Annotated in this window: 18 protein-coding genes and 1 tRNA gene; 13 read left to right on the top strand and 6 right to left on the bottom strand. The window is 42.6% G+C overall.

What is annotated here, in order from left to right:
- Positions 1 to 423 precede the first annotated feature (423 nt).
- Together BM377_RS08820 and BM377_RS08815 are read right to left on the bottom strand one after the other, a co-directional pair.
- On the bottom strand, positions 424 to 1,542 hold the full coding sequence (locus BM377_RS08820; RefSeq protein ID WP_092246871.1) for an IS110 family RNA-guided transposase: 1,119 nt from the start codon (positions 1,540 to 1,542) through the stop codon (positions 424 to 426).
- A gap of 141 nt (positions 1,543 to 1,683) precedes the next feature.
- The gene (locus tag BM377_RS08815) at positions 1,684 to 3,474 is read right to left on the bottom strand and encodes a methyl-accepting chemotaxis protein (RefSeq protein ID WP_092246866.1); all 1,791 of its coding nucleotides are present in this window, start codon (positions 3,472 to 3,474) and stop codon (positions 1,684 to 1,686) included.
- Between the two features lie 195 nt (positions 3,475 to 3,669).
- Here BM377_RS08815 and BM377_RS08810 point away from each other — a divergent pair.
- A tRNA-Trp gene (locus BM377_RS08810) sits at positions 3,670 to 3,741 on the top strand.
- A 67-nt stretch (positions 3,742 to 3,808) separates the two neighbouring features.
- Here BM377_RS08810 and BM377_RS08805 read toward each other — a convergent pair.
- Positions 3,809 to 4,258, bottom strand: coding sequence for a hypothetical protein (locus BM377_RS08805; protein WP_092246863.1), 450 nt, complete (start codon positions 4,256 to 4,258; stop codon positions 3,809 to 3,811).
- Between the two features lie 184 nt (positions 4,259 to 4,442).
- On the opposite strand from BM377_RS08805, the gene BM377_RS08800 reads away from it, so the two are divergent.
- From BM377_RS08800 to BM377_RS08775, 6 genes are all read left to right on the top strand, one after another.
- Positions 4,443 to 5,015, top strand: coding sequence for a flavin reductase family protein (locus BM377_RS08800; protein ID WP_092246860.1), 573 nt, complete (start codon positions 4,443 to 4,445; stop codon positions 5,013 to 5,015).
- 190 nt (positions 5,016 to 5,205) lie between these two features.
- A complete protein-coding gene (gene infC / locus BM377_RS08795; RefSeq protein ID WP_442857312.1) occupies positions 5,206 to 5,736 on the top strand; it encodes a translation initiation factor IF-3 in 531 nt (176 codons plus the stop codon).
- 65 nt (positions 5,737 to 5,801) lie between these two features.
- A complete protein-coding gene (rpmI, locus tag BM377_RS08790; protein ID WP_022777867.1) occupies positions 5,802 to 6,002 on the top strand; it encodes a 50S ribosomal protein L35 in 201 nt (66 codons plus the stop codon).
- A 135-nt stretch (positions 6,003 to 6,137) separates the two neighbouring features.
- Positions 6,138 to 6,494: a 50S ribosomal protein L20 gene (rplT, locus tag BM377_RS08785; protein WP_092246854.1), complete on the top strand. Its 357-nt coding sequence runs from the start codon at positions 6,138 to 6,140 to the stop codon at positions 6,492 to 6,494.
- A gap of 164 nt (positions 6,495 to 6,658) precedes the next feature.
- Complete coding sequence (locus tag BM377_RS08780) at positions 6,659 to 8,098, top strand: aminoacyl-histidine dipeptidase (RefSeq protein ID WP_092246851.1); 1,440 nt, start codon at positions 6,659 to 6,661, stop codon at positions 8,096 to 8,098.
- 50 nt (positions 8,099 to 8,148) lie between these two features.
- Entirely contained in the window at positions 8,149 to 8,712 is a 564-nt protein-coding gene (locus BM377_RS08775; protein ID WP_177223840.1) for a TetR/AcrR family transcriptional regulator, read from the top strand.
- 60 nt (positions 8,713 to 8,772) lie between these two features.
- Here BM377_RS08775 and BM377_RS08770 read toward each other — a convergent pair whose 3' ends face one another.
- Entirely contained in the window at positions 8,773 to 9,090 is a 318-nt protein-coding gene (locus BM377_RS08770) for a DUF1858 domain-containing protein (RefSeq protein WP_092246845.1), read from the bottom strand.
- 145 nt (positions 9,091 to 9,235) lie between these two features.
- Here BM377_RS08770 and surE point away from each other — a divergent pair, with 145 nt between their 5' ends.
- Genes surE through BM377_RS08755 form a run of 3 tightly spaced genes read left to right on the top strand, consistent with a single transcriptional unit; the run spans position 9,236 to position 13,748 of the window.
- On the top strand, positions 9,236 to 9,958 hold the full coding sequence (gene surE / locus BM377_RS08765) for a 5'/3'-nucleotidase SurE (protein WP_092246842.1): 723 nt from the start codon (positions 9,236 to 9,238) through the stop codon (positions 9,956 to 9,958).
- A gap of 44 nt (positions 9,959 to 10,002) precedes the next feature.
- On the top strand, positions 10,003 to 12,252 hold the full coding sequence (locus BM377_RS08760) for a DUF3160 domain-containing protein (protein ID WP_092246839.1): 2,250 nt from the start codon (positions 10,003 to 10,005) through the stop codon (positions 12,250 to 12,252).
- Complete coding sequence (locus tag BM377_RS08755) at positions 12,249 to 13,748, top strand: CapA family protein (RefSeq protein ID WP_177223839.1); 1,500 nt, start codon at positions 12,249 to 12,251, stop codon at positions 13,746 to 13,748. Before BM377_RS08760 ends, BM377_RS08755 begins: the two co-directional genes overlap by 4 nt.
- Positions 13,749 to 13,827: 79 nt before the next feature.
- Here BM377_RS08755 and BM377_RS08750 read toward each other — a convergent pair whose 3' ends face one another.
- On the bottom strand, positions 13,828 to 15,678 hold the full coding sequence (locus BM377_RS08750; RefSeq protein ID WP_092246833.1) for a methyl-accepting chemotaxis protein: 1,851 nt from the start codon (positions 15,676 to 15,678) through the stop codon (positions 13,828 to 13,830).
- A 112-nt stretch (positions 15,679 to 15,790) separates the two neighbouring features.
- Complete coding sequence (locus tag BM377_RS08745; protein ID WP_092246829.1) at positions 15,791 to 18,520, bottom strand: translation factor GTPase family protein; 2,730 nt, start codon at positions 18,518 to 18,520, stop codon at positions 15,791 to 15,793.
- Positions 18,521 to 18,676: 156 nt separating this feature from the next.
- Here BM377_RS08745 and BM377_RS08740 point away from each other — a divergent pair, with 156 nt between their 5' ends.
- The 3 genes from BM377_RS08740 to BM377_RS08730 all read left to right on the top strand — a co-directional run bounded on the left by BM377_RS08740 (position 18,677) and on the right by BM377_RS08730 (position 20,752).
- On the top strand, positions 18,677 to 19,240 hold the full coding sequence (locus BM377_RS08740; RefSeq protein WP_092246826.1) for a DUF4870 domain-containing protein: 564 nt from the start codon (positions 18,677 to 18,679) through the stop codon (positions 19,238 to 19,240).
- Between the two features lie 638 nt (positions 19,241 to 19,878).
- Positions 19,879 to 20,448, top strand: coding sequence for an RNA polymerase sigma factor (locus BM377_RS08735; protein WP_092246823.1), 570 nt, complete (start codon positions 19,879 to 19,881; stop codon positions 20,446 to 20,448).
- Entirely contained in the window at positions 20,438 to 20,752 is a 315-nt protein-coding gene (locus BM377_RS08730; protein ID WP_092246820.1) for a hypothetical protein, read from the top strand. The genes BM377_RS08735 and BM377_RS08730 overlap by 11 nt, the downstream gene beginning before the upstream one ends.
- Positions 20,753 to 20,756: the final 4 nt, after the last annotated feature.

Below are 20,756 nucleotides of genomic sequence, written 5' to 3'. Positions count from 1 at the left end.
GCTGATATGTAATGACCTCCTGTCAAGCAAAAAATGATAGGGATCACCACAAACTTATTTAATTGTTGCTGAAGGCACCTTGAAAGAGCCTCGGAGTATCAGTTCCCGGCATTGGCCACTCTGATATACGTGGATTGGTTACCGACAGGTCAATGGTCCGCCGTGAGCTCTACCTTCTAACAGCGTGGATCACAGATTTCTCTGTGCCGACATAGTGGTCTCGTAGATAGCTCGAACCTTGAAATGGCCGAAGCCCTTTCAAGATGTCTTCAGTTGTTACTTGTTATGGCCAGATGTAAATGGCATAAGCCATCTTACATCTGCTTGATTACGAACTATAACAGCGGGGTGAAGATGTCAAGGCTGCGAAGCACCGCCCTTGGCGGCTCGGCCTTGATATCGGAAACGCGATGTTATAACTGATTATGCTATATTATCGGTCATCATACCCCACATAAAGCATGCAAGTTCTCTTGCTACTGCTGTTTTAGCTACATTGTGTTTCTTGCTCTTACCAAGAACCATTTTGTAGAACTTTCTTCTGAGCCTTTCATTAGCTTTATCAGCATATGCGATGACTTTAGGTGTGTTACCAGTCTGGCGCGCTTTAAGTACTTTTGATTTATAACCTATTTGGCCTCTGCTGTATGACTGTGATGATTCAATAAGTAGTTGCCTTACATGACGATTACCAGCTTTTGTGATACCAAGCCTTGCCTTGTCATCTCCGCTGGAATCTTCTCCAGGCACAAGCCCAAGATATGCAGAAAACTGATTGGCGGAAGCAAAACGTTTAAAATCACCGACTTCAACTAGTACAGATAACGCTGTATGAGTTTGAACTCCGATGAAACAACAGAGCTTTTTAACTGATTCTCTGTATTCATCTTTGGAAGCAAGTTCCTCTATTCGTTTATCTAAACGCTCAAGCTTATCACTTAGAGTTGTATAGGTCAGCAGATATTCATCGAGAATCTCTTTATACAGAGACTCAAGCTTCAATGATTTTAGCCAGTTCACATGTGCTGCTGTCCAGTGGTTTTTTCCTTCATATCGATAATCGTGGCGAAGACAAAAAGAAAGAATCTGTTGCTTCACTTTCTTAAGCGCTAGCTTATGATCATCCCGCATTCGAAGAAATTCTTTTGTTTCTTCATCAGAAGCAGATGGAACATAAACAGGACTGTAGTTGTGCTGAGCAAGACACTTTCCAATCAGTTCAGCATCACGTTTATCGGTTTTTATTCTTTTACCACTACGTGGTTCTAACATGGTGGTAGGTGCAAGTATCACACAGTTAACGTTACGATCAGTTAACTGATGATATAAAGTGTAGCCGAGACAACCGGCTTCATAACCGCATATAAAGTTTGTATCATTTCCGTAGATAGTTCTAAGGAATTCAAGATATTTAAGGACTTCCTTGTAATCAGCGGGTGTGCGCCTTGTGTGAGATGACTTCTCTGTTTCGATTAAATAATCACAAAGAGTAAAACTTTCCTTGTGTACATCCATTCCTACGTAAACTGTGGTATTATTCATTTAGTGACCTCCCTTTGTATGCGGTAATCCCTGTTACCATTGACTCAACATCTTTAGTATACAGGAAAATCCACGTTGCTACATAGTGGAGGTCATTACATATTGTCTAAAGGGGTGTGCATAGAATTTTTTGAATAATTATCAGATGTTTACGAACTTCTTGGTACTTGTATTAAGTCTGTCGGTTACATCGTTATTGGTATCCATCGCTGTGCTGATACCTGTGATCTCATCAACGATATCCTGCGAATTGCCTGCGGACTGGTTGATCGCATCGGATGACTGATGAACAGAATCGGTGATCGAGGAAACAGCCTCAGTCATCTCGTTCATAATAGCATTGAGCTGCTTGGTCTGATCAGAAATATGATCAAGCACATCGTTGATGAACGAAGCCGTTGATTCATACTTTTCGCCTGTATCAACGAATGAATCGTAATCGCTAAGAACTGTGGAATTGATGAAATCAAGCACGTGCATAGCGTTATCTGCAAGCGATTTAACCGCTGTTGTAACTTCATTACTGATAATCTGGATGTTTCCGGCTGTCTGTCTTGAATTCTCTGCAAGTGAACTGATCTCTTCAGCAACAACCGCAAATCCTTTTCCTGCTTCACCTGCTCTTGCAGCCTCGATGGAAGCGTTAAGAGCAAGGAGGTTGGTCTGTGATGCAATGTCGAGAATGACATTGGTAAGTTCACTGATCTGTGCAACCTTTTCACTGTCTTTAACCGACTGCTCGAGAACCTGTGAAAGAGTCTCCATCTTGTTACCGGTATTATCTTTCTTGGACTGAGCATCGTTCTTGATATCAACCGCTTCATTGCGGATCTCTTCGGCCTTGGAAACACCTTCGTTTACGCCGGAGTTGATATTGTTGGTTGCATTTCTTACTTCGTTAAGTCTTTGATCGATAGTTCCGGCTGTCTCGGATACGTTCTGCATACTTGCGGAAAGCTCTTCGAGAGCAGCGGATGTATTGGTAATATTGTCGCTTGCAAGGTGGATCTGTCTGGTCATGTTATCGGAAGATTCCGTAAGAACAACGGTACCGTCCTTGACCTCTTTAAGGATTCCCTGCAAGGTTTCGATAAAGTGGTTGAAACCGTTCTTTACATTTACCAGCTCAGAAGAGGTCTCAGTCTGCAAACGAACGGTAAGATCACCCTTGTCATTATTGATATCATCAATGATGTTATTGATCTCAGCGGCAATGGAATTAACCTTTTTACCGACTGTTCTATAGTTAATGAAAAGAGAGATTGCTATAGCAGCGATGTATATAAGAGTAACGATATTTACAAAAGCAAGAGCGCTGTTGGTGCTGGCAGAAACTTTAGCCTTACTTTCTGCCTGACCTTTTTTGATCTCTTCATCCATTATGGAAAGCTGTTCTTTAAGACCTGCCAGGTTTCCGGATGCTTCACCGTATACAACACTAACGATAGTATCAACATCGCCTTTTTCACCTGCTTCTATAACACGGGTGTATTCATCTCTGTATGGGGTATATAATGCCTGAATTTGCTTTGCGGCATCAAGACCTACGGTATTTCCGCTAAAACCGGAAATGACGGTGAAACCGCTTACCATGCCTTCGACGGCCGCATCCATTTCTGTAAGACAATTCTTCATCTCAGGGATTTTGGTCTCAATCTGGCCGAGTCCTTTGATTGTTTCATACATGGAGGCCATGGCAAAACCGTCATTGTCGATGATACGCATATCTACTTCGAATACACGGATATCATCCATTAAGCCTTCAATAAGCTCTGCCGAATCCTGCGCGGTACTTGACATGTTGTTCATCTGACCGATTACGGATACGATCGTCAGGATAAACAAAAGAAGCAGAGCAACATAACTAATTACGTTCATTCCTGTAACTGTCTTGAAAAACGGGATTTTCTTTACTCTTGATTTTTCTTCCATATCAGCCTCTCTTTCGGAAATAACGACGCGTTATAATAAAATTATAACGTAATTACGAACCAAAACAATTGGCTTTCCGAAGAATTAAGAGCAATTTTCTAATTATTTTATACTTTTATGAAAATGGCTTTACAAGGCGAATTGGCTATGCTATAATTTCATTCGTTGGTGCGAAATGCACTGTTTATGATACCTAGGGGAATCATACAATGGCTAGTATCACGGTCTCCAAAACCGTTCATGCGGGTTCGAATCCTGCTTCCCCTGTTAAAAAAGCCGCTCAATCATAGGATTGAGCGGCTTTTAATTTATCTTTATCTATTATCATTATTTATTATTCAATTCTTCTTCTGTATAAGAAGCCTTCTTTTTCGTAAATAGCAGTAATAGCGCCTTCTCTGAAGCTCTCTTTCTCGACGGTTATCGTTCCGTCGGGATTTATGGATTCCCTGCCTTCAATATCGGCAGAATAATTGTTTATCATTATTCTTATACCGATAAGCAATAGGGCGGTAATCGTAACAAGGATCATACCGATTATCGGTATGATCTTGGATTTCTCCTCCTTGGTATCACTCTTTCCTATACCCTTCATCATTGTAAGCACAATACCTATAGTGGCTACCATCCACAGTACGTTAAGGATTGTGGAGCAGTCGAGATAAATATATTCTCGAAGTTCCAGACCTGTAGGAACGGTGCTCTTAATAAAGGTAATTGCAATTGTCATTACAACAAGCGAAAAAAGCAAAAAGCCTGCTGCTATCTTTCCTATTTTCCTCATAAATTTTCCCCATAAGAATGACTAAGCATTAATACTTAACTATTATACAAAATATAAATATCTTTTACAATGGGAGTAACAAGTAAAATTGCTAAAAAATTTTACGTATAATTTTTATATAATGTACAAACATATCTTATGTGTTATACTGAGTTCTGAATTTATCCTTATTAAAGAGGTGCTTATGGCAAAAGAAATCTGGAAGCCCGGAAATATGCTTTATCCCATTCCTGCAGTTATGGTCAGCTGCGGAAGACCGGGAGAGAAACCTAATATAATAACTGTTGCGTGGGCAGGTAATATCTGCAGTAGCCCTGCGATGTTGTCTATATCCGTGCGAAAGGAACGTTTTTCCTACGATATTATTAAGGAAACGGGAGAGTTCGTTGTGAATCTCACGAATACTTCGCTTACAAGAGCAGCGGACTGGTGCGGTGTTCGTTCGGGAAAAGATTATGATAAGTTTAAAGAGATGAAGCTTACACCTCAAAAATCAGAGAAAGTATCGGCACCCGGAATAGCGGAGAGCCCCGTGAACATAGAGTGTAAGGTTAAATCTGTTGTCGAACTCGGAAGCCATGACATGTTCATAGCGGAAGTTATGTGCGTTACGGTCGATGACAAGTACATGGACAACAAGGGCCGTTTTGATCTGAAAGCCGCAGACCTTGTGGCATATTCACACGGAGAATATTTTACACTTGGCAAAAAACTCGGAAAATTCGGATACAGTGTTGCCAAAAAGAAAAAGAAATGATATATTACCTTGCGTAAAAAAATATGTTGACATATAAATGTTGACTATGATATATTACTTTAGTATTTGAAAACAAAGCAGAGTATCCACTCTCACCCTGCGGCATTGCCAGTAGGCGTTAATAACTTTTCGATACAGATTATTTTTCTGTGTGTGATTAGGTGGATGCATTGCGCATTCACCTTTTTTAATTATTTCGGAGGATAAGGCCATTAGCGAGTTATTTATTAACGAACAGATCAGAGCTAAAGAGGTTCGCGTGATCGGAATCGACGGCGAGCAGCTCGGAGTTATGTCAATTCAGGATGCCAGAAAGGTTGCCGATGACGAGGGTGTAGATCTTGTTATGATCGCTCCCACCGCTAAGCCACCTGTTTGCAGAGTTGTTGATTACGGTAAATTTAAGTATGAGCAGCTTCGCAAAGAGAAGGAAGCAAAGAAGAAACAGAAAACCGTTGAGATCAAGGAGATCAGACTTTCTCCCAACATCGATACCAACGACCTTAATACCAAGGTTAACGCAGCCAAGAAGTTCCTTGAGAAAGGAAACAGAGTTAAGATCACACTTCGTTTCCGCGGAAGAGAGATGGCTCACATGGGCGCAAGCGTTCACATTCTTACAGATTTTGCAGAGGCGCTTGCCGATGTAGCTGTTATTGAGAAGCAGCCCAAGGTTGAGGGACGTAGCATGACAATGTTCCTTGCCGAGAAGAAGAACTAAGGTTTTTACCATAATTTTGGTTGAACATATATCATGATAATTAAAACATTTAGGAGGATTTAGTTATGCAGCAAAAGATGAAAACAAAGAGAGCTGCTGCCAAGAGATTCAAGGTTACAGGCACAGGCAAGCTCATGAGAAACAAAGCGTATAAGCGCCACATCTTAACAAAGAAGTCCACAAAGAGAAAGAGAAACTTAAGACATGCCGGACTTGTTGACGCAACAAACGTAAAGACAATGAAGAGCATTCTTCCTTACGCGTAAGCAGAGCACTTAGTGAGGTAGTATCGAACTTAGTGCGAGCTATGGGGATGTACTTAATGAGGTTCTGTCGAATTTAGTACATATCCCATAAGCATATAGAAGATGGTTAGTTTAAATATTTAGGAGGATATATAGATGGCAAGAGTTAAAGGCGCATTAAATGCCAAGAAGAAGCACAAAAGAGTTTTAAAGCTTGCAAAAGGTTACAGAGGAGCAAGATCTAAGCAGTATAGAGTAGCTAAGCAGTCAGTTATGAGAGCACTTACTTCAGCATTCGCTGGACGTAAGCAGAAGAAGAGAGACATGAGATCTCTTTGGATCACTCGTATCAATGCAGCTGCAAGAATCAACGGACTTTCATACAGCAACATGATGCATGGTCTTAAGCTTGCAGGTGTAGATATCAACAGAAAGATGCTTGCTGAGCTTGCAGTTAACGATCCTGAGGGATTCAAGACACTTGCTGAGCTTGCTAAGACAAAGATCGCATAATAGATCTTTTGTTGCAAACTTACGTTGTGTATTACAGGCGGAAACGCCAATTGATATATAAGTTTTTTTACGATAGAATATAGGAGTCTCGAATATCGAGGCTCTTATTTTTTTGTAATACTTACAAGCGATAGCCATGCTTGCAGTCTTTAGGAGGTATATAAATGGCTGTTTTAAACAATATTGAGCCCAAAGAGGTGTTTCATTTTTTTGAGGAAATATGTAATATTCCGCACGGCTCACAGAATTTGCAGAAGATAAGCGATTATCTTGTTTCTTTTGCCAAGGAAAGAGGAATTGAGGTCAGTGCAGACAATGCCCTTAATGTTATCATGAAAGTTCCGGGAACCGCCGGATATGAGGATAAGGAACCTATTATTTTGCAGGGACATATGGACATGGTTGCGGTAAAAACTGCAGACAGCGATATCGATCTTGCAAATGAAGGACTTAGAGTGAAGACAGACGGAGAGTATGTATGGGCGGATGGAACCAGCCTTGGAGGCGATGACGGTATCGCTGTTGCATACATTCTTGCACTTCTTGATTCCAAGGATATCCCTCATCCGCCGCTTGAGATAGTGATCACGACCGATGAAGAGATAGGCATGTTGGGTGCAGCCGTTCTCGATCTTTCAGATCTTAAGAGTAAGAAGATGATCAACATCGACAATGAGGAAGAGGGCGTATTTATTACAAGCTGTGCCGGAGGCGCGGGATTTGGCGCTGAATTTCCTATTAAGAGGGTGGAAAAGACCGGCGTTAAATGCAGAATATCAGTATCGGGACTTCTTGGAGGCCATTCCGGCGAGATGATCGATAAAGGAAGAGGAAATGCTGCGATAATATGTTGCAGAGTCTTAAGAGAACTGCTTGACAGTGCCTCTTTTAACATCGTAAGTATTAACGGAGGCGTCGCCGATAACGCCATTCCGCCTGAGTGCGACAGCTTTATCATTGTAGATGAGAAAGATGTCGACAAGGTGATCGACAGTGTCAAAAAGACCTTTGATGACATTAAGAGTGAGCTTGAGTTAAAAGATCCGGGACTTCTGATATCTTTTACCAAGGAAGGAAAAGAAACTGCGGCTTGCCTGGATGATAAAGCCACCAAGGATTTCCTTAAGATGATCGGCATGATGCCTGACGGAGTGCAGGTTATGAGCGCCGCTATCAAGGGGCTTGTCGAGACATCGCTCAATCTTGGAATAATGTCTACGAAGGAAGATAGGATAGTTACCGTGCAGGCGGTAAGAAGCAGTATAGATTCTGCCAAGGTCACTCTTCTTAAGAAGATCACGGACATTGCGGAGATGTTTGGATGCAAGGTCACAGTTGCGGGAAATTATCCCGGATGGCAGTTCAGACAGAATTCGGAGCTTAGAGACCACATGGTCGAGGTTTATAAAAAGCTCTACGGGAAAGAGCCCAAGCTTGAAGCAATTCATGCGGGACTTGAGTGCGGTATCTTAAGTAATAAGATAGAAGGACTTGATTGTATCTCGATCGGTCCCGATATGCAGGATATTCACTCGACAAAAGAAAAATTATCAGTACAGTCAACAGCCAGAGTGTGGGATTATCTCAAGGCGGTTCTTGCCTGAGATTGAGGCTGTTTTCTACAAAATACGCTTATAAAAGAATGGGAGAGAAAGTGGATAACATAAGAAGCAGTATAATTGATGAAGTTATACGTCAGTTCAACGAAAAGGGTATGAAGTTTACCATGGATGATATATCTGCGGCGCTTCATATCAGTAAGAAGACTATTTACAAGGAGTTTAAGGACAAGGATGAGCTCTTTATGGAGACCGTGGATTACGGCTTTTCCGCACTTAAGGAAAAAGAGGCTCAGATCATAGCGGACAATTCGCTGGGACTTGTGGAGAAGATCTCAAAGCTTATCGTGTGTCTTCCGGATAAATATCAGAATATAGACTATAGGCTTATCTATCAGCTTAAAGACAAGCATCCCAGGATCTATGAGAAGTTCACAAGCAGGATTGAACGGGATTGGAAGGATACCGAGAAGCTTATAAAAGAGGCTATGGATAATGGACTTATAAGAAAAGTTCCGATGACTATAGTAAAACTTATGCTCGAAGGATCGGTGGAAAAGTTCCTTGGAACAGAGGAACTTACAAAGGCACGCATCAATTACGAGGAAGCGCTTGAAGGTATGATCGATATCATGCTAAAGGGCATAGAAACTGAATAATTAAAAAAGAAAGAGTAGCTTTTTGCTACTCTTTCTTAGTATGTTTCATATCACAAATAATTATGCGTTGTGCTCGATAAGGTAATCGTTGAGTGCATCTACGATCTCTTCGCTGTCAATTCCGTGAACGGCACATGCTTCTGCAAGTGATTCCATCTGAGAAGCGGGGCAATAAATACATCCCATTCCGCATTCCATAAGGAACTGTGCTGCAAGAGGGTGCTTAACAATAAGATCGCCTACGATCATATCTGTGGTAACGAGTGCCTCGTTCTCGTTAACGACAGTCTCTTCATTTTTTACTTCTTCGTTAGCCAAAATAGTCTCCTCACTTTCGTTCTCTGTATCATTTCCAAAGAATAAATCTTTTAAGCTCATGTTGAACTCCTTCTTACACAAAAAAGATTGTGCGAAATCATTTTAGCGCACACTAACATTACCTGCAAGTTCTTTTTTTATAGTTCATAATTCTTTTATTTTTGATGTTATAATATGTATTAAATTATCTGAAAAAGGGGAATATATGGGTAAAAAGATATTTATAACCAACGATGACGGTATAGAATCTGACGGTATTGCCAGACTTGCCAAAGTGGCAAAAGAGTTTGGAGAGGTGTGGATCGTGGCTCCGGAGAGTCAAAGGAGCGCAGCTTCTCACAGTATTACATTAAGACATCCGATAGATGTTCATCCGTTCAGTGATTTTCCGGTAGAGGGAGTACATGCTTTTTCGTGTAGCGGAACACCGGGAGATTGCGTGAGAGTGGGAACACTTAATATAATGCCGGAAAAGCCCGATGTTGTGCTGTCGGGGATCAATTTCGGATATAACGTGGCTTCGGACATTCAGTATTCCGCAACGGCGGGAGCGGCTTTTGAAGGGGAGTTCCAAGGATATCTTTCGATAGCTCTTTCGGAAGGGATAACGGGTTGTCATGAGGTTACGGACAGATATCTTAGTGAGATATTGAAAGAGCTGTTTGAAAAGCCTTATGTGCCGGGACAGATATGGAATGTCAATTTCCCACACTGCAGGCTGGATGAATGTAAGGGCATATTAAGAGACAGACTGGTATCCAGAAAGGCGTTTTATGTAGACAGATACAAGGCTGTTGAGGAATTTTCAAACGGAGGCGTCAGCCTTATGGTTGACGGGATCTATTCGCCCGAGCATGAGGATTTGACAGACTTTGGGGCTGTGTTGGATAATTATGTATCAGTGGGTGTGGTGAAAAACCTAAGTTGAGGTTACAATAACAAGATTATATAAACGTTTATTAAGGAGAGACCATGAAAAGAAAAATATTAGTAAGCATTCTGGCTTTGACGATAATGGCGTCAGGATGTTCTTTTGGACAAAACATCGAAGATAGCAACGGGGCCACAGCAACCGTTAGCGGTTCTACAGAAAACGCGGGTGCAGAAAACGGATCCGATCAAAACGCGGATTCGGGAGAAGGCGCTTTGGTAAGTATCGCTCAAGGCTCTACTTTACTTGGAGATTCCGAAGTTAAGTATTACGATGAGAATCTTGTACCTTCTATTCCGAGCTACAGCGTAAATGAAGATTTTTCAAATGTAGTTTTAAATCCTAATCAGGATTACTTATTTAATCCCGAGCGTGAGAGTGAGTATAATGATGTGACCGCTCACAGGAAAGCACTTGTAGATCACAATTTCCTTGTAGTCAAGGATGGCAGCAACGAGTTTTTTGAAATTTACGAGGCTAATCGTTACAGTCAGATCCCCAATTTTATTACGGTTGATTCATTGATGCATACCTATCATCTGTACTTTGCATATCTCATGAAGCAAACTGAGAAAAATCACCTTGCAGGGGAGCTTAAAAAGCTCAGTGCGCAGATGCTGGAGAGTTCTGTAAAGCAGTACGGTGACCTTAAGGGTACGGAGTTTGAAGCGGCAGCTCTTAGGAACGTTGAGTTTTTCTATATAGGAAGTAAGCTCCTTGACGACAGCGTAGCAGCTCCTATAAGCGATAGCTCTTTTGACAGTGTTGTAAATGGCGAGCTTGATAAGATCAATAATGCTTCCGGAATAGAAACATGTGCGATAACCGAACTTAATGAGGATTATTCTCAGTACAAGCCGAGAGGATATTATGACGGTAATCCCGAGCTTGAGAAATATTTCAAAGCAATGATGTGGTACGGAAGAGTCGCTTATGCTTTTGATAACGAGGACATGGTGCGCAGTGCCATCCTTCAGAGCGTTGCGATAAATGATGCCAAGGATACATGGGAAGGCATCTACAGTATTACTTCATTCTTTGCGGGAAGATCTGATGATCCCGGATATAATGAGCTTTCACAGATAGTGGAAAGCAGTTACGGAAGTGCAGATGTATCTGCCATTGCGGACAATAAAGATGCCTTTGCCAAGGTTATGAGCGCGGTAAAAGAGCTTAATACACCTTCGATCAATTCGGTTCCGGTTGAAGACGGTGAAGAGAATGTGATTCCTTCATACAGATTCATGGGACAGAGATTTACGATCGATGCAGCCATCATGCAGAGACTGATCTACAGGAATGTTGAAGAGAACAGTGCGGGAGAGAAAAGAATGCTTCCCGATACGCTTGATACTGCCGCTGTGCTTGGTTCAGACAAGGCTATGGAGATTCTTGAAAGTCAGGGCGATACCGATTACAAGAACTATACCGAGAATGTGGAAGCTTTAAAGCAGGTGTTTAACAATGATGATGCTTCTATCTGGAATGCAAGTTTGTATTCCGGATGGCTCAATACACTCAGACCTCTTCTTGAAGAGAAGGGTGAAGGCTATCCTTCATATATGCAGAATTCGGAGTGGACCAAGAAAAATCTTGAGACCTATGCAGGATCTTATGCAGAGCTCAAGCACGATACGATCCTCTATGCCAAGGCCGTTATGGCAGAGATGGGAGACGGAGACCAGGAAGTCCTTGATGACAGAGGTTTCGTAGATACTCAGCCTGTTGTTTACAGCAGATTTAAGTTCCTTTCCGAGAAAACCAAGGAGGGACTTGATAAGTACGGAATGCTTGATGAAGGTGCAAAAGAGGATCTTGATAAGCTTTCCGAGATCGCAGGAACTCTTTTGACTATTTCGGAAAAAGAGCTTAAGAATGAGAAGCTTTCCGATGATGAATATGAGTTTATTCGAAGCTACGGCGGATATCTTGAGCACTTCTGGAAAGAAGCGGTTGATGACGGTACAGGTTCTGTTTCGGAAAGTAATCAGGCACCTTGCCCTGTTATCGCGGATATCGCGACCGATCCAAACGGAAGCTTTTTGGAAGTGGGAACCGGTTTTGCCGATGATGTGTATGTTGTATTCCCGATTGACGGAGAATTGCACGTTGGAAGAGGAAGTGTTTATTCATTTTATCAGTTTGAGCAGTCCGGTGAGAGACTTGCGGATGATGAGTGGAGAGACAGGCTTAGAGGCGGACATATGGATGATAATTGGAACTGGGTTGAAAATTCGGACAAACCCACTCAGCCTGAATGGACTACAAGCTACAGAGTAGATGGAGAATGAAAATACCGGGAAAAAAGCTATCTTTAATTAAAAAACTTAAATGGCTACTGCTATCCTTAGGGATAGTGGTAGCTATTTGTATTGCCGTGATCTCAATCCGCCGAAATCATATCCCTTCATGGGTTAGCTGGAATGAAAAAGAGATTTCTTTTGACAATGAAAAAGATAAGGCTTATTCCGGCATAGTTGTCGCGTTAAAGAACAAGAAACTGCAGGTTAAAGACAGAAACGGTGATATAGCTTTCAGATCTGAACGCGGTTTTAAGGTTCAGGATGTATTCGTGACGGATATAGACAGAGACGGCGATAAAGAGATGATCGCTCTTTTGTGGAAAAAGGGTAAGTACGGTAAACACAGACCTTTTTGGGTAAAGAGCGATGAAAAGGACTATTCCCAGCATATCTTTTTGTATGATCTAAGTCCCGACGGAAGTGTGGAACATAAATGGGGCGCGTCGGAGATCGGTGTTGATGCCGTGCGTATGAAGCTCATGGAGAAGAATTCTTCAATACTTCTTATTGAGGACAAAGATAAAAAATGTACGCTTTGGACCTGGGAAGGATGGGGGCTTAAGAATATCGAAAACGAAGTCAGTGTGGTGGCGTTCGGAGATAATCTTATTCATGAACCTATCTATGAACATGCCAGAGATAACGAAAACGGAAGTTTTGATTTCTTGTACGAACCTTTTATAAAAGAAATCCAAAGCGCCGATATTGCGGCTTTAAACGCAGAGACGGTGCTTGTCGATAAAGAGTCGATGGTCGGAGGATATCCGAGCTTTGGTTCTCCCATAGAAGTCGGAATGGCTATTAAAAAAGCAGGTTTTGATGTGGCTGAATGTGCCAACAATCACGTGCTCGACAGGGGAGTGACGGGTATTGATATCACAACGTCTTTTTATAAGGATAATGAGATAACCTGTGTGGGAATTCAGAGTAGTAAGGATGCGGATTACAGGCCGTATGAGATCATAAGTCGTAACGGGATAAAGATTGCGCTGTTTTCATATACTTACGGAACGAATGCCGGCGATATTTCGAACGATTATCCGAATGTGGTGCATTATCTTCCCAAGGAACATGAAGCCTCAGAACAAGGCGATGAGCCGGCAGAAGATGAAAAGAAGCTGATCGAAGATCTTAAATCTGCGAGAGAAGAAGCCGATTTTGTGATCGTGTTTGTGCACTGGGGAGATGAATATGTAAAAGAGATAACGCCTTCGCAGGAGAGATACGCGCAGCTTTTTGCAAAGGGCGGCGCGGACGTGGTTATAGGTTCACACCCGCATGTCGTGCAGGAGACCAAGATGATGGAAAGACCTGACGGCGGAAATATGCTTGTTTATTATTCTCTTGGAAATTTCAGGGCAGCGCAGGGGCAGAGCGAAGATACCAAGAAGGGAGCCGAGGCGTATTTTACCTTAGGATATACTTTTGACGGAGTGGAGATACAAAATTACGAGACTAAAGAAATAAACTCATATTGGAAGTAGACGAATACCGGAAATAAATGCAGATAAAAAGGCGCCGCGGGATAAAACCTGCGACGCCTTTATAGCGTAATATATTGGCTTAAGCCTGTGCTTTGTCCTTCGCAGCAGCTTCGTCGATTGCCTTGGCGATATCTTCTGCAGCGTCCTTGCTTGGAAGCTGGACTTTGAAGTATTTGACGTTGGTTGTGAGCTCTTCGGCGATCTTCTGGAGATCCTGAGCCTGCTCAACAACAGATTCCATATTTGTATCAAGTTCCATGAGAGAAGCGCTTGTTTCCTGAGTAGAAGCTGCGTTCTCTTCGGAGATGCTTGAAAGAGATTCAACAGAACTTAGGATGTTGGCCTTATCTGTGTTCATCTGCTCAACGAGAGCTGCGATCTGCTTGTTGCCTTCCTCGGTCTCTTTGAGGAGTTGAAGCATCTGATCGAAGGATTCACTCATTTCCTCAAGGGCTGCAGCCTCATTGGTAGTAGCTTCTTTGATGCTCTCTGTGAGTTCCTTGTTTGTATTGGAATAATCGGTAATTGTCGAGAGCATGTTGGTGATCTCGCCTGCGAGATTATTGGTATCGCCCGCAAGATTCTTGATGTTATCTGCAACAACAGAGAAACCTCTTCCCGCTTCACCTGCTCTTGCAGCCTCGATTGAAGCGTTGAGAGCAAGGAGGTTGGTCTGGCTTGCTATTGAAATGATGGACTCGGCAGCAGTGGAGATCTGCTCAACAACGTTGGCCGTCTCATTAACTGACTCCGCAACTTTGGTAGCCATCTCGTCTGTTTTCTGATCCTGGAGCTTGATCTGTTCAAGCTGCTCCTTAACCTTGGAAGATTCACCGTATACAAGGCGACCTTTTTCAAGGTTGGAATTGGCGGATTCAAGCACACTGTCAACAGAAGAACCGATGTTGATGGTAATGGAGGATGTACTCTGAACATCCTGAGCCATAGCCGTTGCACCGGATGCAAGGTCATTAACCGCAGAGCTGATGTCTGTTGTTGTTCTCTGAGAGCTTGCAATTGAATCTTTGGCAAGTTCAGCCTTGCTGTTGACGGTATCTGCATGGTTTATAACTTTAACAAGAGCGTTTCTGAGCTCATGGCGCATTCCTTCAAGAGCATGTCCGATCTTATTGAAGTCTTTTACAATGCTGGTCGGATGAATCTTGGTAACAAAGTCACCTGATGCGACTCTTTCAACTGCTTTGGATATCTGCTTAAGGCTTTTCAGGATATTTCCGAGCATTATAAATGTAAATACCAAAAGAACAGCAGCTATAATACCGAAGATAGTTGAGCTTGCAACAATCTTCTTGGCGATATTTGCTGTATTGATGCTCTTTTCTTCCTTGGCCCATCTGTCGGCAATATCAACCATATCATTAAGAGCGGATCTAGCTGTGTCAAAGTCATCGGAAAGTCTTTTGATCTCACCGGAACCAGCGTTGTATTCTTCTCCGCTACCCAATGTATTCTTATAATCTTCCTGCCATGCGACAAAATAAGTTGAGAAAGTGTCATAACACTGTGAAAATGTCATACCGTTCTCGGCAGTGATGGTATTGTAAAGGTACGCATTCTTCTGCGCGAGAGAGGTTGCTTCTTCAACTCTCTGCGAAGTCTCTTCTATATTGACCTTAACATCGTCCATGTATCCCGTAAGAGTAGACATATTGGCATACTTAAAGTTGGCAATATATCTGGTGATAGAGAGCATGGCCTGATGCATATCTCTGTCGGCATTAATAAGATCCGAATTGATGGTATAGAGCATATCATAATAGATTTCTTCATCAGCCTTCTCAATGCTCTTCATCTGCACATTGCTGAAAATAATGCTTGCAATAAGTGCGATTATTAGTGGAAACGTGATAAGAAGTAAGATGGCAGACATGCTGGCACGAAAACCGGAATTCCTTTTCTTCTCTTTCATGAGATATACCCCCGCTTTTTCTCGATAGTATGTTACTTCTTAATTATCGGCTTATTTTTATAAAAAGTTAATAGGTTTTACGCAATATTTATGTGCTTTAAGAAATTTTATTTCAAGTGTTATGATTCTTATTTATCTTTTTTCTTATCTGCTCATTCGTTAATTCAATCTCTTTCCACAATTCTCTTGCGGACATTCTGACAGCGCCCGATCCGAACACGATGATCTGCTCGATGGCGTCTGAGGTTGCGACCTTTACGCGGTATTTTTTGCTGATTATGTGAGCGGCCTTTTCTATGTACTGATCCGCGGTCTCTGCTTCTTTTGTATAGATGACGGTGAGGTTTCCCTGCTTCTCGACATGCTCAGTGCCGCCGCGAACTCTGTATGCGTCGAAAACGAGTATCAGCTCTTCTCTGCGATAGCCCTGGAAATTGTTCAGGATGTCGATCAGAGAATCGCGTGCTGCCTTGAGGTCGGTCTGAGCCAGAGCTTTAAGGTTCTCCGAGGCATATATTATGTTGTATCCGTCTATCAAAAGAAACTCTTTATTCGGATCTTCGTCTGCTTTTTTGCTGAGGTTGCTGTGCTTTTTCTCTTTTTCCTGTTCAACAGCGTAGTCCCTAACGCTCTCATCGGGTCCGGTAAAAGAGCTTTCGTCAAATTCGGTCTTGGAATTTCCGACTCTTGGTTTTACCTTGCCGTAGGTTCTTTCAAAGATGGCTTTCAGCTCATCTTCGGCAGCGAAGTAATCTCTTTGTTTTTCTGAAAAAGAGCGTGTGTCTTCCATAGATGCTCTTTTTGCCTGAAGTTTTTTAAGAGCCTCCATGTCTATATTATCCACAAGATCTGTAGATGTGCCTGCACCGGAATCCTTGCTCCAACCCGTATCTATGTGCATGTGACTTCCGACTTCATCCCAAGGGATTATCGTTGCGGCGCCGTGCTGACAGAAGACCGAAGATGAAGGATTGTCCGTATCAAGATCGGGATAGTAGTCATACTCTTCAAGAATTTCCTCGGTGTTGTGGCAAGGACTGTAGCCGCTAAGTGTTGTGAAAAGACGGCCTTCTCCGTGGGTGTAAGCGGAGAGTTCTTGTGCGTAGTTACCAAGGCATTCCACAGGCACAGTACCCGTGATGATAGAGAAATTGCCCTCTATATCGGGAGCAGACACGGTACCGTTCATTCTTTGCATATCGTTAAGCGCTCTTCCTACGCAGTCTACAGGGACTTCAAGCCTATATTCTAAAATGGGCTCAAGAAGAACGGAATCAGCCTGCATAAGTCCCTGTCTTACCGCTCTGTAGGTGGCCTGCCTGAAATCACCGCCCTCGGTATGCTTTTCGTGAGCGCGTCCGGCGATGAGAGTTATCTTGACGTCGGTAAGCTCGGAACCTGTGAGGACACCGAGATGTTTCTTTTCCGCAAGGTGAGTAAGGATGAGTCTCTGCCAGTTAAGAGCAAGCTCATCGGTACTGCAATTACTGTCAAAAGAGATTCCGCTTCCGGGTTCCGTTGGTTCAATAAGAAGATGCACTTCGGCGTAGTGGCGAAGCGGCTCAAAGTGTCCGACACCCTCAACGGGACCTGCTATTGTTTCTTTATATACGATATGTGCGGGGCCAAATTGTGCCTCGATGTTAAATCTGGTCTTTAATATATGCTTAAGTATCTCTTTTTGAACTTCGCCCATAACGCGTACTTCGATAGACTTAGTCTCTTCCGAATAGGAAACGCGAAGCATGGGCTCTTCTTCCTCAAGGTTTTTGAGGTCGTTATAAACGGTCACGGGATTGATGTCCTCGGGAAGCAGCAGCGCGCAAGAAAGGATGGGCTGTAAGACTTCCGAAACAGTATCTCCTTCAAGGTATCCAAGGCCCTGGCCGGGAGAGGTGTTTTTTAGTCCCGTGACGGAGCAGATCATCCCGGCAGTCGCGCTTTGTACAGCTTCATATTTATCACCCGCATAGATCCTTATCTGGTCGACTTTTTCATCGCCGATAACGTCTCTTACATTTAAAGTGCCGCCTGTGATCTTAAGATGAGTGAGCCTGTTTCCCGAAGGGTCACGGCTTATCTTAAATACTCTGGCGCCGAATGCAGAGGTTCCGGCTGTACCTTTCGCATCGGCTGATGAATCGAGGATTTCGCTACTGCAGATTGTAGGAGCAAGGTCTGATACCAGATCAAGCAGTTCTTTTACCCCTTCCATCTTAAGTGCGGAACCAAAGAGAATGGGGAAGCAGTTTCTTTTTCTTACAAGCGAATAGATATCCTCTTTTTCAATCTTTTTTCCGTTTAAAAAATCTGAAAGAAGAGCTTCATCGCACATGGCAAGCTCCTCTTGGATTTCGGGAGCATCATACCCTTCGCTTAGGTCAATACATGAAGAAGAGAGAGAATTCCTGATGTCGTTAAGACACCGATCCTTGTCGGCGAGCGCCTGATCCATCTTATTTACAAATATAACCGTTGGTATCTTGTAGTGATCAAGAAGCTTGTAAAGGAGCTTGACCTGACCTGTGACGCCGTCCGAAGCGCTTATCATAAGGACGGCAAGATCAAGTACCTGAAGTGTTCTCTCCATCTCGGGTGAAAAATCGGTATGTCCCGGAGTATCGAGAAGATCGAATCTGGTCTCGTTGTATTCAAAAACAGCCTGCTTGGAGAAAATGGTTATTCCGCGGGCTCTTTCAAGTTCGTATGTGTCAAGAAAAGTGTCCTTGTGGTCGACTCTTCCGGCTTTTCTGATGGCGCCCGATAAGTACAGCATAGCTTCGGAGAGTGTTGTCTTACCGGCATCAACGTGGGCGAGTATGCCCATTGTAAGGTTGTTCATTGTTTAGTCCTTCCGCAAAAAAAGAAATTGCTCTTTTTATTATGCATTATGATAGACCCACTAGCAAATAAAACATGGATAAAGGCTTGAAAAGACGGGGGGTTGGAAGTAAAATTATTGAAATAATAATAATTTGCAATAGGGGGTACACATATCATGAAAACATGTCCTAATTGCGGCACACAGATGGCCGATGATGCTAAATTTTGCGAAAGTTGCGGTGTAAGCCTTGAACAGGGTAACCCTGGTATTCAGGGAGCACAGCCTGTAGATAACAATCAGAGCGCTGCTCAGAGCGGACCGATACCGGCTCAGAGCGGACCGATGCCGGCACAGATGCCGCCTGCGCAGACTCAGTTCAATCCTTATCAGCAGTATTATAATCCCAAGGATCATACAAGTGAGTATGATGTCAGAGATATAGCAGATAACAAGCTTTTTGCAGCTTTTGCTTATATTTTCGGAGTGCTTGGAATAATCGCCGCTCTTCTTGTCAACAATTCACCTTTTACAAGATTCCATGCAAAGCAGGCTGTTAAGCTTGAGATTGCTGCGATCGTAGTAGTTATTCCCGCTGTAATTCCTTTCCTTGGATGGTTCGTTACAGGCGCATGTCTTCTCGTTTTGGCTGTTGTCAAGATCATCGCTGTAGTAAACGCACTTAACGGTAAGGCGATCGAAGCACCTATTATCAGCGAGATCGGAATATTTAAGGGCTGATATCTAAATATATTAAGTGATATGATTGTTATGACCCGGGACTTCCTTATTCGGAGGTTCCGGGTTTTTTGTTATAGGAACTTCCTATGAATATCATTTCTGAGAATTCAGATAATCAAGATGCGGAATTAAGTAAACTTCTTATGACTTTCTTAAGATTTACGGTAGATTTCCTTAAGTTTGAGCAAAGGCTATTTACATCATATTTTCATGGTGATAATCTATGCCCATCGGAAACGTGAACAAGACAACCTGTTTTTACACATCATCACGTCACGCAGGACAATCGTCCTGTATTGCTCGTTTCAGAGCAATTTTTTCCAAACACCAACTTGCACGGAATCTCCTAGATATATAGATTTGGCTTTATTTTTTTGAATTAGATTTTGTGCATGAAACTCCTTTCATTTTGCATGGGTTATGAGAGCCCGTGTTCTTAATTATCGCGAATACTCCGGGAGAATTAGTGGAGCTTTTGGAGACATTGGCGAGAAATTTCTTTTGTCCTGCAAGTTGGTGAATAATTAGAAAATCCGAGTTTTTTTCGTATAATATAAAATTCTTTTCATACCGAAATCCTGATGATATCATAAATGTAAATAGTTATATTATTATGCATGTCTTGAGAGATTTGTGGTATGAATCCTGATAATAAGAAACTTCCAAGTGACGACGAATTATATAACGGTTATTTAAAAGGTGATGCGAAGGCGGGCGATGAGCTTATGCTTCGCTACGGAGATCTGCTTACATCTTACCTTTTTTCTTTTATCGGTGATTATCACGATGCCGAGGATCTGATGCTTGATTCGTTTGCGGCGATCCTTGTTAAGAAGCCTAAGATCGGAGAGGGCTGCTTTAAGGCATATCTTTTTAAGACCGCCAGACATATGGCTTGTCGCCTCTGGAGAAAAAAGCTTAAGCAAAACGAGTTCAGTCTTCCCGACGATATCATCTCGGAAGAGGTTACTCCGGAGAGAAAGACTGTTATCGATGAAAATATCAGTTCACTTCATAAGTGCCTGAATCTTATACCTACTCAGTATCGAGAGGCACTTTGGCTTAAATATGCCATGGACTTAAGCTACGATCAGGCTGCGCAGATAATGGCGTGCAGCAAGAAGAAGATAGACAATCTTCTTGCGAACGGTAAAAAGATACTTAGGAAAGAGCTTGAAAGAGAAGGAATAACACGATATGAGATCTGAGGAAAGAGTAAAGGAACTGCACCGCAAAATGGCTGTGCTTGAAAAAAAGAAAGCGCAAAAAGTAATCGCGATACAGACCGCTGTAGCCTTTGTGGCAAGCTTGTTTCTTGCGATCACGTCGGCTGTTATGATCGCACGTCTTCCCAAAACAACCGCGGCGGGTGTACCGGGGAGCATGACCGGAAGTATTTTTGCCGAGAACGGAGCACTTGGATATATCATGGTTGCTCTTATCTCTCTGTGTCTTGGAATAGCGTTTACACTTTTTTGCGTACTTATCAATAAAAGAATGAAAGAAGAGTGAGCTG

Origin of the sequence: Butyrivibrio sp. INlla21 (assembly GCF_900116875.1) — a bacterium.
In the GTDB taxonomy this organism is placed as follows: Bacteria; Bacillota; Clostridia; order Lachnospirales; family Lachnospiraceae; genus Butyrivibrio.
Note: the sequence above shows the minus strand (reverse complement) of the source record. Positions and strands in the feature narration are given on the sequence as shown.